The sequence below is a fragment of the Cloacibacillus sp. genome (genome assembly GCF_020860125.1).
GTDB lineage: Bacteria > Synergistota > Synergistia > Synergistales > Synergistaceae > Cloacibacillus.
This window is the reverse complement of sequence record NZ_JAJBUX010000037.1, coordinates 63,782-75,481: the sequence shown is the minus strand read 5'-3', so window position 1 is coordinate 75,481 and position 11,700 is coordinate 63,782. Positions and strand designations below refer to the sequence as shown.

10 protein-coding genes and 3 tRNA genes (1 of these 13 running past the window's edge) are annotated in these 11,700 nt (G+C 53.1%); 7 read left to right on the top strand and 6 right to left on the bottom strand.

Translation table 11 applies throughout. The annotated features are described in order from the left end of the window. Nucleotides 1–1,751 (bottom strand): Ig-like domain-containing protein (locus tag LIO98_RS05000; RefSeq protein WP_291953731.1); only part of this gene is annotated, 1,751 nt, incomplete at its 3' end. 628 nt (nucleotides 1,752–2,379) lie between these two features. On the opposite strand from LIO98_RS05000, the gene LIO98_RS04995 reads away from it, so the two are divergent. From LIO98_RS04995 to LIO98_RS04980, 4 genes are all read left to right on the top strand, one after another. Beyond that, nucleotides 2,380–4,122: a cobalamin-dependent protein gene (locus tag LIO98_RS04995; protein ID WP_291953733.1), complete on the top strand. Its 1,743-nt coding sequence runs from the start codon at nucleotides 2,380–2,382 to the stop codon at nucleotides 4,120–4,122. Then, on the top strand, nucleotides 4,112–5,494 hold the full coding sequence (locus tag LIO98_RS04990; RefSeq protein ID WP_291953729.1) for a glutamate mutase L: 1,383 nt from the start codon (nucleotides 4,112–4,114) through the stop codon (nucleotides 5,492–5,494). Before LIO98_RS04995 ends, LIO98_RS04990 begins: the two co-directional genes overlap by 11 nt. Nucleotides 5,495–5,518: 24 nt before the next feature. Further along, on the top strand, nucleotides 5,519–5,980 hold the full coding sequence (locus tag LIO98_RS04985) for a GNAT family N-acetyltransferase (RefSeq protein ID WP_291953727.1): 462 nt from the start codon (nucleotides 5,519–5,521) through the stop codon (nucleotides 5,978–5,980). A gap of 152 nt (nucleotides 5,981–6,132) precedes the next feature. Further along, the gene (locus tag LIO98_RS04980; RefSeq protein WP_291953725.1) at nucleotides 6,133–7,551 is read left to right on the top strand and encodes an MATE family efflux transporter; all 1,419 of its coding nucleotides are present in this window, start codon (nucleotides 6,133–6,135) and stop codon (nucleotides 7,549–7,551) included. A 62-nt stretch (nucleotides 7,552–7,613) separates the two neighbouring features. On the opposite strand, the gene LIO98_RS04975 is transcribed toward LIO98_RS04980, so the two are convergent. From LIO98_RS04975 to LIO98_RS04955, 5 genes are all read right to left on the bottom strand, one after another. Next, complete coding sequence (locus LIO98_RS04975; protein WP_291953723.1) at nucleotides 7,614–8,261, bottom strand: Fic family protein; 648 nt, start codon at nucleotides 8,259–8,261, stop codon at nucleotides 7,614–7,616. Further along, entirely contained in the window at nucleotides 8,221–8,517 is a 297-nt protein-coding gene (locus LIO98_RS04970) for a hypothetical protein (protein WP_291953721.1), read from the bottom strand. The genes LIO98_RS04975 and LIO98_RS04970 overlap by 41 nt, the downstream gene beginning before the upstream one ends. A 213-nt stretch (nucleotides 8,518–8,730) precedes the next feature. Then, the gene (gltS, locus tag LIO98_RS04965; protein WP_291953719.1) at nucleotides 8,731–9,984 is read right to left on the bottom strand and encodes a sodium/glutamate symporter; all 1,254 of its coding nucleotides are present in this window, start codon (nucleotides 9,982–9,984) and stop codon (nucleotides 8,731–8,733) included. 391 nt (nucleotides 9,985–10,375) lie between these two features. Then, nucleotides 10,376–10,894 (bottom strand): MgtC/SapB family protein, encoded by a 519-nt coding sequence (locus LIO98_RS04960; protein WP_291953717.1) that lies wholly within the window; start codon nucleotides 10,892–10,894, stop codon nucleotides 10,376–10,378. A 79-nt stretch (nucleotides 10,895–10,973) separates the two neighbouring features. Further along, the gene (locus LIO98_RS04955) at nucleotides 10,974–11,234 is read right to left on the bottom strand and encodes a hypothetical protein (protein WP_291953713.1); all 261 of its coding nucleotides are present in this window, start codon (nucleotides 11,232–11,234) and stop codon (nucleotides 10,974–10,976) included. A 230-nt stretch (nucleotides 11,235–11,464) separates the two neighbouring features. Here LIO98_RS04955 and LIO98_RS04950 point away from each other — a divergent pair. The 3 genes from LIO98_RS04950 to LIO98_RS04940 all read left to right on the top strand — a co-directional run. Next, nucleotides 11,465–11,541: transfer RNA gene (locus LIO98_RS04950), tRNA-Arg, on the top strand. A 36-nt stretch (nucleotides 11,542–11,577) separates the two neighbouring features. Beyond that, nucleotides 11,578–11,654 (top strand) — tRNA-His (locus LIO98_RS04945). 25 nt (nucleotides 11,655–11,679) lie between these two features. After that, a tRNA-Lys gene (locus LIO98_RS04940) sits at nucleotides 11,680–11,700 on the top strand; it runs 155 nt beyond the window's last position.

The following is an 11,700-nucleotide window of genomic DNA, read 5'->3' as shown; positions in this document are numbered from 1 at the left end:
TCGGCGTCAGTGCGCGTCTTATCCGTGACGTCGGGGGAGGCGGGCTTGGGGAGGATGGTGAAGTCCTTGCTTACCGTGCCTACGCAGTAATTACTCTCTATGCCCGTCACCGTCACCGTTGCCGTCGCGTTCCCGGCGTCGACGTTGTTCTTATACTCTGCCGTGTAATCTGTGTCTTGCGAGAGGGTATCGCCGCTGACGATGACCATCACCGTCGGTTCTTTCTTATTCCCGTCGTAGACGAAGACGTCCGGCGAGAGCGTAAGCTCCGCGCCTTCGATTTTCTGGAGGACGGTCAGATCACAGCTGGTGGTGACGCTCCCGGCTTTGGCGGTTATCGTCGCTTTGCCTCTTTTGATAGCTGTCACGTACCCTGTAACGTCGACCGAAACGATGTCGTGGTTAAGGCTATCCCAGGCGACCGTTTTGTCCGCCGCGTAGTCGGGGCTCACGATGGCACGAAGACGCCGTGTATGGCCTATAATATCGTTTACATAGAGGGGAGAGACAACGTCGCCGGAGATGACGACCTCGTCGACCTTTGTCGTGACCGTGACGCCGAAGGTGAGTTTCAGCGGCGGATCGGATGGATTGTTTGAAGGGTTCATGGTATCGAAGTCCGTCGGATGAAGGACGGGCGAGAGGGTTACTGTGACGGTGGCACGCCTCATGCCGATATCGTTCTTGGCGGTGAGGATGACGCTGTCGCCGCTTACTACGGCGGAGAGTATATCGGGGCTGGATACCGCCGCGTCGATGCTGGTCACATACTTGCCGAAGTCATCTTTGTTTCCATAGATGGTGGAGAGGCTGATTCTCGACGTGTCACCGTTATTGAGGGCCTGTTTCGTGATATCCGCGCTGAGGGCGACGACGCTTTCGTTTACCTTCTTATCTTTATTGTTGAGTGGGAAGGTATTCTCTTCGCCTCTGTTATTTCCCACGCCTTTGTTGACCGTATCCGTTTTCAGCCAGCCGCAGTTTGATATCGTGCTGCCGCCTTCGTTGACTCCCGCGACGCCGCCGGTGACATTCTCGCCGCCTGTGATCTTGCCGCCGCTGCTGAGGCAGTTTGATATCTTGCTGCCGTTGTAGTTGTGTCCCGCGATGCCGCCGGTGTGTCCGCGGCCGGAGTTCTCGACATTGCCGCTGTTGAGGCAGTTTGATATCGTACCGCCTTTGTCGTCCTTGTCGTTTCTTCCCGCGATGCCGCCGGTACCATAATCGCTGTTGTTGGCGATATCGCCGCTGTTTACGCAGTTTGATATCGTGTCCCCTCTGCAGTGTCCCACGATGCCGCCTATTATGACGTTATTTGCGGAGCTGGTCAGGGAGGCGGCGTTTACGCAGCCCTCTATCGTGCCGAAGCAGTTTCCCGCGACGCCGCCCGCGTAGGTGGGGTTGCCCTTATCTTCGATATTAATATCGCCGCTGACGGTGAGCCCCCGCACCGTGCCGCCGCCGCCGACGGTGCCGAAGAATCCCATCTCGTCGGCTTTATTTATCCGATAGCCCTTGACTGTATGGCCCGCGCCGTCGAAGGTGCCGGTGTATCGGCCTCCGTTATAGTCGCCGATAGGTTTCCACTCCGTAGGCTTCCCGTCCGCCTTCGTGAGGTCGATGTCGGCGGTGAGGCGCGCGTCGGCGGAGAGCGGTATTTTTTTGTAGGTCTCTGAGGTGATTCTTCTGTTAAATTCAAGAAGGTCTTTCGATGTGGCGATGATGTAACAGCCGTCGCCGTCCCGCTTCAAATCGGCGTGTGCCGGTCCGGGGGCGGCGAGGATGAAGAGGGTGAAAACAAAGAGGAGCAGCAGCCGCGCTCGGCGGCTTAAATGAATTATAGTATGCTTAATGGGGGGGCGAACTGGGGTTAAATAATTTTAATGGCTGACGGCCTTCACACGGCGACATAACATATCGCCCTCCTTCTCTAATGTATTGAAATAGGTAAATCATACAAGGATAAATAAGTAAAATTACTGTTTATGTAATATATAGCTCGGCCTTGCTGCTTGTCAAGCTGTTATCCCGTTTTTCCTGCCTTTGCCGGCGAATCCGCGGTTTACGTTCGTCATTCCGGCCCTGACCCGGAATTCAGCGGACGTAAAGCCCCCGGACACTGGCTCGGAGACCGGTGCGGCAAGAGAGGGGCAAATCGTAGAAATATAAGGTTAACTCTCCTTTCGTCAGCCGCCCAAAACAGGCGGTCATCGCCTCGCTCAGAGAGGGAGGCTTTAAGAACGTAAACCGGCGTTTATCGCTTTCTCCGCTAAATTTTCTGATTTTTTGACATGGCGTGATATCGCCGTTGTTTTTCTTTGCTAAAATTTAAAAAAGAGATAAAATCTAGCTTATGCGAATTCAAATTGGGAAGTGATGATGTTGGAAATAAAGTTTAACAAGAGGTTTGATTGGAAGGAGCTTCCGCCGATCTCCGAGATAGAGGCCGACGCCTCCAGGCTCGCGAAGGGGATAACCGTGGGGGAGACTTTGTTTTTCCGTGAGCATGGCGTTAAAAGCGAGGCGGAGTATAAGCGCCGCGCGATCGCCGAGGGGCTCATCTCCAAGCATTCGCATGTCGGATGGAATTCCTGGGAGGAGACGGCGAAGAATATTGAGTTTATCTATAATGAGCTGAAACGGCGCGGCAGTTATATCACGCGCTTCGGTTTCATTCTCGACTGGGTGATGGGCGTTCCCGCCGCGTACAGGGATAAGCTGCCGAAGGGCACGGGGCTTATTCTTAACACGCCGGAGGAGTGGGCGGCGCTGGGGCAGATAGTCCCCGTGCAGCCGCATATGTCGGACCATATGATCGGCTCGCCGAACGCGCTGGAGAATACCGTCTTCGCGCTCAACGCGGGGGTCACCTCCATAGGCAACGTCTCGCACTATTTTACCTACGAGTATCCGGGCGTCGAGCTTGAGTATGAGCGCACGGTAAATTCTCTGACGGCCTTCATGCTGATGGGCAAGGTGGAGGGAACGATCGTCCATTCCAATATGGACGACGGTTTCGGCAATCAGTTCCGCGACCTTGCGAGCATCACAGGCTGGGCGATGATGGAACGGTATCTCGTCGAGGATATGCTCGGCGCGCGGATGGCTTTCGCCTACGGCAATCTTTTCAGCGACCCGATGGGACGGATAATAATTCACTCCGTAATGGAGAAGCTCAACAAGCACCACACGCCGGGGACGATGATCTTTGGCAACACGGTGGATTATGGCCTCGACTATCAGCGGAATTACGGCGCGCTGGCCTCTTTCTCGCTCGCTGACGCGATATTCCAGCGCCACACGCCGACGGGACACGCCGTCGCCTCGGTGCCGGTGACGGAGGCGGTGCGCATCCCGACGGCGCAGGAGATCGTCGACGGGCATCTGACGGTCGATATGATGATTGAAAAGTCAAAGTTTATGGCCCCCTTCATCAACTGGGAGCGGGTCAACGCCGAACGTGACCTCTATATTTTCTGCGGGAAGATTTTCTTTGAGCGGATGATGAACGCCCTTGACGACCTCGGCGTGGATATCAATCATCCGGGAGAGATTTTTGCGGCGCTGAAGGCCATCGGCCCGCGTCAGCTTGAGGATAATTTCGGCGTGGGCGAAAGGACGGCCTCCGGCGAGCGGCTCCCGGTGCGTCCGACGGATATGATAAAGAATCTCAATTCCAAGAAGGATCAGGCGCTTGCCCGCTTCGGCGAGATCGAGGCGGAGCTATCCGGCGAGAAGGTGCTCGTCGGCTCGACGGATATCCATGACTATGGCAAGGAGATCGTCAAGGCGATCCTCACCAAGGCGGGAGCGGCCGTTTTTGACCTCGGGAATTATGTGACGCCGGAGGAGGTCGTGGATACGCTGATTGAGACCGAGGCGAAGGCCGTGGCTTTGAGCACTTATAACGGGATCGCGCTCAGTTACGCTAAGGAGCTCACGGAGAAGATGCGGGAGTCGGGGACGGAGGCGACGCTTATCCTCGGCGGACAGCTCAACGAGAATATGGAGGGCGGCTCGCTCGCCGTAGACGTCACGGAGGAGCTGCGGGCGCTCGGCGTCAACTGCGATAATGACATGGATAAGATAATATCTGTGGTGAAGAGTATTTATGCCGCGTGACAGAAAGGCCGTGCTGCTGGATTTCGGCAGCACGCACACAAAGGTGGCGGTGGTGTCGCCGCGCGAGGAGAGGATTCTTTTCAGCGGATGCACCGCCTCCACGGTGAAGAGCGACGCGCGGCTCGGCCTGCGGCGCTGTCTGGAGATGGCGAGGGATGTCCTCTCCGCCGCAGAGTTTGACGGAGCGCTGAAGCTGGCCTCTTCGAGCGCCGCAGGCGGCCTTCGCATGGCCGTTATCGGGCTCAGCCGCAGCCTCAGCGTCACGGCAGGCCGCAGCGCCGCCTTCGGCGCGGGAGGAAAGATTCTCGCCACGCTCGCCGGCAGGATAAAGGAGCCGGAGCTGGCGGGGCTCGCCGCGGAGAAGGTCGAGATAATCCTCTTCTGCGGCGGCTACGAGCGGGGCAGTGAGGCCGCCCTGCTGCATAACGCCGCCCTCCTCGCGGCCAGCTCCCTGCAGGCGCCGGTGATATACGCAGGCAATAGTTTTGCCGCCGCCAAGGTGCGCTCTCTGCTCGCCTCCGGCGGTAAGGAGTGCTTCATTGCCGATAATATCATCCCCTCGGTGGGGGTGCTGAACACCGCGATGGCGGAGAGTATCGTCAGGGAGATTTTCCTGAAGCGCATCATTAATATGAAGGGGCTGGATGGGGTGCGGGGGATGCTTGACGGCATCCTGATGCCCACTCCTTCGGCGGTGCTCGCGGCGGGGGAGCTTCTCGCCCGCGGCTGCGGCGGGGAAAAGGGTTTAGGAGAGCTGATTATCTTTGACGTTGGCGGCGCGACGACCGACGTGCATTCATTCGCGGAACAGCGTTCCTGTGAGGGGGCGCGTATCATCGGAGCCGCCGAGGGGTTTGCTAAACGCACCGTGGAGGGCGACCTTGGCCTGCGCGAATCATCGGCGCTGGTGGCCGAGGGAGCGGGGACGGCGAAGCTCGCGGCGGACTCGGCGGTCTCCGAGGCCTTTATGGCGGAGGCTGTGGCGCGCCGTGTGGCGGACAACGCCTTTCTGCCCGCCACGCGCGAAGAACGCCGCGTGGATTCCGTGCTGGCCTCCCACTGTATACGCGCGGCCGCTAGACGTCACGCGGGATGTTTGGAACATACGGCCTCTGTTGGCTGCAAGCTGCTGCAGCGAGGCAAGAACCTTAGCGGCGTAAAAAACATCATCGGCACCGGCGGCCCGCTGATAAACAACGAAGATCCGGCGGCGCTGCTGAAGGAGGGAAGCGAGCGGGACGTCCTGCTGCCTGAGACGGCGGCGCTTTACCGCGACGGGAGCTATATGCTTTACGCGATGGGGCTTCTGGCGTGCTCCGAACCAAAGGCGGCGCTGGGGATAATGAAAAAGAGCCTTGAGGCTCTCTCATGATTTTTTATTCTAAAGGATGAGCGCATGAAGATAGAGCTTATAAAGGAAGAAGACAAGAGGAACTACCTCGAACTGCTGCTGCTTGCCGACGAGCAGGAGGATATGATCGATAAATATCTGTGGCGGGGAGAGCTGTTCGCGCTGTACGACGGCGGGCTGCGCGCCGTATGCGTTGTGACGGACGAGGGAGGCGGGGTCTTTGAGATAAAGAATCTCGCCGTGGAGCCGCGTTTCCAGCGCAGGGGCTATGGACGTCAGATGATGGAGTTTGTCTGCGGGAGGTACGGCGGCCGTTGCCGCAAGATACTTGTCGGCACCGGCGAGAGCCCGCTTACCATTCCGTTTTACAGGAGCTGCGGCTTTCAGGAGAGCCACCGCGTAAAGGATTTTTTCATCAACAATTATGACCACCCGATGTTTAAAAATGGGGTGCGGCTGAAGGATATGATCTACCTGGAGCGGAACTTCCTGACGGCGGAGGATTAATTGCCCCGCACTGCGGGTTGTCTTAATCCTCTGTAAAAATACGTGCCCAAAAGGCGCAATAATATTGCAAAATAACTATAAGATGTTAGAATGCTCTCGCTGTGGATATGATTATCTCCACCAGGCAATTATCTTTGCGGGAGAGACGTTAAATGTTTTTATTAAGAGGCAGGACTATCAATCAGAACAGGGGCGGCAGAAACAAGTACGCGATAAATATGTGCAGCGGGCGTATTTTGCCCAAGATGCTGCTCTTTGCGATACCGCTCATGTTTTCGAGCATTCTGCAGCTGCTTTTCAACGCGGCGGATATTATCGTGGTGGGGCGCTATGCGGGCGACAACTCCCTCGCGGCAGTCGGCTCCAATTCCTCTCTCATCAGCCTGATGACAAACCTTTTTGTCGGCATCTCAATCGGTACGAACGTCCTCGTCGCGCGCTACTACGGTTCCAAGGACGAGGAGGGCATCTCCAAGACCGTCGCCACCTCGATCATCGTCGCCGTGGTGAGCGGTATTTTTCTGACGGTCCTCGGCATTGTTTTCGCGCGCAAGATACTGATAATGATGCAGACGCCGCCGGAGGTTCTCGGTCTGGCGACGCTATATCTAGTCATATATTTTTTCGGTATGACGCCGATGATGCTCTACAACTTCGGCGGCGCGATCCTGCGCGCCGTCGGCGATACCAGAAGGCCGCTGATCTATCTCTCGTTTGCCGGAGTGGTAAATGTCCTCCTGAACCTCTTCTTCGTGATCTATCTCCATCTGGACGTGGCCGGGGTGGCGATTGCCACGGTCATCGCTCAGTGTATTTCCGCGGCCCTTGTGCTGCGCTGCCTGCTCCGCGAGAGCGGGGCGCTGCGTTTCACACCGGCCAAGGCGCGCATCGATGTAAAAAATCTTATGAAGATGCTGAGGATCGGCATTCCCGCGGGACTGCAGGGGGTGCTTTTTTCAATCTCCAACGTTGTCATTCAGGCCTTCATAAATTCGTTTGGCGCGGTAGTCATGGCGGGCAGCTGCGCCTCCGACAGCATTGAGATGTTTGTTTACTTCTCTATGGAGGCCTTTTATCAGGCGATAATATCCTTCACGAGTCAAAATATGGGGGCGGGGAGGTTCGACCGCGTCAATAAGGTGCTGAAGGTCGGCCTTGTCTGCAGCGCCCTTGTCGGCGGCCTGCTGGGACTTACAGCCACTATATTCGGCCATACGCTGCTTGGCATCTATTCCTCGAGTGAGGCGGTCATCGCCGCCGGTATGGAGCGTATGAAGCTGATCGCCGCCGCCTACGCCATCTGCGGCCTGATGGAGGGGATGGGCGGTGTGATGCGCGGAATGGGGTATTCCGTGCTGCCGACGATCGTCACGCTGCTCGGCGTCTGCGGCCTGCGCCTCGTATGGATATCGACGCTGCTCCATATACCGGCCCTGCACAGCGTGGCGACGGTCTATATCTCCTATCCCGTCTCCTGGGCGGTGACCTTCGCGGCCCATTTCGCCTGCTTCCTCTGGGTCAGGAAGAGGGCGTTCGGAGATTTTAAATACGGCAGGACAAGCAAAGATTAAAAGATACTGTTGTGGAGATTGTCTCTTGACTTGAATGATTCCACGTACTGCGGCTGGTTATTTCAAGTGACCTTACGCAGAATATTTAAATAGGCTTCGTATGCGAAGATTTGGTTTCTCATGACATTGGCGGTGTGGGCTAGAATACCAACTTCAGCCAGACATTTTATGGAAAAGAATGCCGAACTATACGCAATACCAAGCGCCTTAGAAGTTTGTTTGATATCTATGACGGGGTTTGCTTCCAGGTAACTGAAGGCGGGCATAATTTTTTTAATAGGATATTCCGTCTTTCCAAGCAGCGTAATATTGGCATCATGCAAAGCGTTTAATTCATCGATAACGGCGGAGACCTTATCAGCGGAGGTGTCATCGGCGGATTCCGTCAAAGCCTGCCGGAATAACGCCGTCCACTGCCCATAATCTCTTTTTATCCGCGCGTCGGTCATTCGGTCATAATATTCCACGCGCTTTTTCTTTAAAAAATATGAAAGGTCTATTGCCGGATTGAAAAGAAGGTTTTTCTCCTTCAAAAATAACATCATAAGCAACCGGCCTACACTCCAATTGCCATTAAGGAACGGATGAATAATTTCAAATTGATAATGTGTCAGTACAGCATATATCAATTCATCCGTATCGTAATCCATGCTTGGGTACTTTTCCAAATCAGGCATCGCTTGCATCGTGCGGCGGATCAGAGATACCATTAAACGCTGCCAGCGTGTACCCGGTCTGCGGTGGGATGAGGCTCTCTTCGCGCGTATACATAGAAGAGGACAGCTCAACCTCTGGAATAAGCACGGCTGCGTTTTTTAAAACAGCAGGCTGTGGAATTTCTTTTACAAACAGTCCGATATCAGCTAATTTGATTGGTTGAGTCGGAGGCAAAGGACTGTGGACGAATGAATGATAGGCGGTTTCATTCGACGGATAGATACTGTAACATCCTGCACGATTGTCCATCTGCTTCGGCTCCTTCCATAGAACCCATTAATAGCAATGGTATTATATCTCGATTATTTCAAAAAAACTAATTTAGCGTGAAATAAAAACATGAAAGGAACATTTTGTAAGTTGTGGTACTGGATGATTACATTTACGCAGTACCACGATGCTGCTCGCAAAGAGACAGCCCCGATCCCGGAGCTGGAACCGGGACTGTCTTTTAGCTGGCTTTTAGCGGTTAGCAAAGAAATTGATGAACCATACTATATTGGGAATACCGACAAGATCAATAAGGACCGCGCCGCAGAGCGGCACTATCAAAAAAGCCTTATATGACATTACGCCGTATCTCTCACAGACTGATCCCATATTGGCTACGGCGTTAGGCGTGGCGCCTAAGCCGTGCCCGATGAAACCCGAACACATGACGACCGCGTCATAATCTTTCCCAAGCAGGCGGAACAGGACAAACATCGCCAATAACACGATTATTGTCGTCTGCAGTACGAGTATTACGATGAGCGGCAACGCTAGGTCGTAAAGATCCCAGATGCGCAGGCTCATCATCGCCATGGTAAGAAATACGCCGATCGAGATATCGGAGATAATGTCTATACAGCTGCTGTTGATTTTAACAAAATGAAGGTGGTCGTTTAAATTTCTGAATACGACCGCTGCGAACATTGCCGTCACATAACCAGGGAGGCTGAAATTAGTTCCAGCCGTTAGTTTAGCGATATATTGTGAAAGATATGATCCAATGACCATAAGAATGAGTACAAGCGCAAGAGAGTTGAGCAGAGCGGCGCTGGTTACCTTTCTCTCAGACTGCTCATTCAGGATGTCGTCGGCGCTTTTCTGAAACATCGTATCCGTATTTGCCTCTATCTTTAGGTGGTGGCGCTCAATGAGAGTCTTAGCTACCGGTCCGCCAAGGAGCCCCCCGGCAATAAGCCCAAAGGTGGCCGAGGCTATGGCTACCGCGGCCGCGCCTTTTACGCCCAATCCTTCAACCATTGGACCAAAGGCGGCGGCCGCGCCATGCCCGCCCTCAAGAGATACGGCTCCGGCCATTATGCCCAGAAGCAGATTCAGACCCAGCGCCGAGGCGAGTCCCGCGCCGAAGGTATTCTGTATCGCCGCCAAAACCCAGCAGAATACCAGATAGATTATAAGCGCGCGTCCTCCCTTTCTCAGCAGTCCGAAACTTCCGCCGACTCCAACAGTAGTAAAAAAGGCCAGCATCATCGGCGACTGCATAGAGGTGGTGAACTGGACGGTGAAGTTTCCCGTATGATGAAGTATAAGCGCGGTGATGGACATCAAAAGGCCGCCGATAACCGGCGCCGGGATACAAAACCTGCCGATTATGCCGACTTTGTTCCTGATAGCGAAACCGATTAAGAGCAAAATAATTGCCAGTGTCGCAGTCCATAAGGCGTCGAACTTCAAAACAGCTATACCGTTGAGGAGCTCAAATAACATATCATTTTCTCCTTTATATATTAGTTTTTTGTATTTTAATACATTCTATATAAATAACTATGCGCCAGTAGTCTCTGACTTTAGTAATTTATCATAAAAGATATTATATTATTTATTTTATAAATACAATTCATTATAACACAAATATTTTATAAGCGTCAAAGTTGATATTATATTCCAATTATGAAGTCCAAAGCTTATACCGCTTCAGCAACGGCCATAGGAACATCCGTATGCCAGTATGACAGACATTTTTTTATTTATTATCTCTGTAGTCTGGTTTTGTAATGTCGATGGAGCACAAAAACCGTGCCGTCGTTTCACGGAGAGCACTACAAACTGTTGTCAGCGGTCATCACAAAGGGACTGAAATTGAAATCCCACTGCGTAGTTACTCCTCCCTGGAGTTACGACGATGGAAAAGCTTTTTAAGCCAAAGCTTAAACGGGACACAATATTTTTCTTTGACACAGGAGACCATGTCCTCTGAGCAGATGAGCGTGATATAGGCAATCACCGACGCCGATATTGAGAGCATATAGAGTCCCAGCCCCGAACCGATGCCGAGTACGGTAATAAGATACACCTCTGCCGCCGTAGTAATACCCTTTATATCACCGTGCGGACTCTTATATATTATTCCAGCACCTATGAAACCGATACCGGTCAGCATTCCCACCATCAGACGCGCGGGGTCTGTCCTCACGCTGACTTCATGAGGATAGGAGTAGGCCAGCTCGGTAAAGCCGTAGGACGAGATGATCGCCACCGTACAGGCGGCCAGAGAGATGAGTATATGCGTACGAGCCCCGATCGGTTTATTCCTATGTCTGCGCTCCATTCCAAAAACTGCGCCTAAAAAAGCGGCCAGCAGCAGTCGGCATAAAATCTCAAATTCTCCCAGATACATCCGTCCGCCTCCTAAAAATAAAATCGGGCAGAAGAGCCGGAAACCTGCCGGCCCTACTGCCCCTGAATATTAAAGATCGTTAATCCGAGAGGTCTACCAGCTGCGCCTTGACGCCCTCAAGCGCGTTAAGCTTGCCCTCAAGTTCTCTTGATGTTTCATTGCAGCAGCAGAGCTGAAGCACCAGAAGCCCCGCCGGAGAACAGGTACCCGGCGTAGACTGGTCGTGAAGCCCAAGCCTTGTCAAAATCGAGCATCCATACTCGGTCAGCACACGCTGTACCTCAACGGCGCATTTATCACGATTATAGATTCTTACCGCCATGATCTGATAACAATTCATTTCGAGCACCCCTTATCTGTATATGTTATATTTATCTTACAATTCCTAAACGTTAGTCTAACATATAAAACTATTTTCTACAATTTGCCATATCACCTATTTCTATGATAAATAACATCTTTGTTGCGTTAAAGTAAAAAAAGTCGCGGCATTTTTTGTTTTTCATATTGACACAAACTGTATTTTGATTATAATTATTCGCGTGCTTCGGCAGAGGCAGTGTGAAATGTGCGCCTGTAGCTCAGCCGGATAGAGCAACTGCCTTCTAAGCAGTGGGCCGGGGGTTCGAGTCCCTTCAGGCGCGCCACTTTAACAAGTGCGAAGCACGAAAAAGTTGTTTATGGTGAGTGTAGCTCAATTGGTTAGAGTACCGGATTGTGGTTCCGGTGGTTGCGGGTTCAATTCCCGTCACTCACCCCACTAAATAGCTTTTATTTAAATGGTTGGATCGTTAGCTCAACTGGCA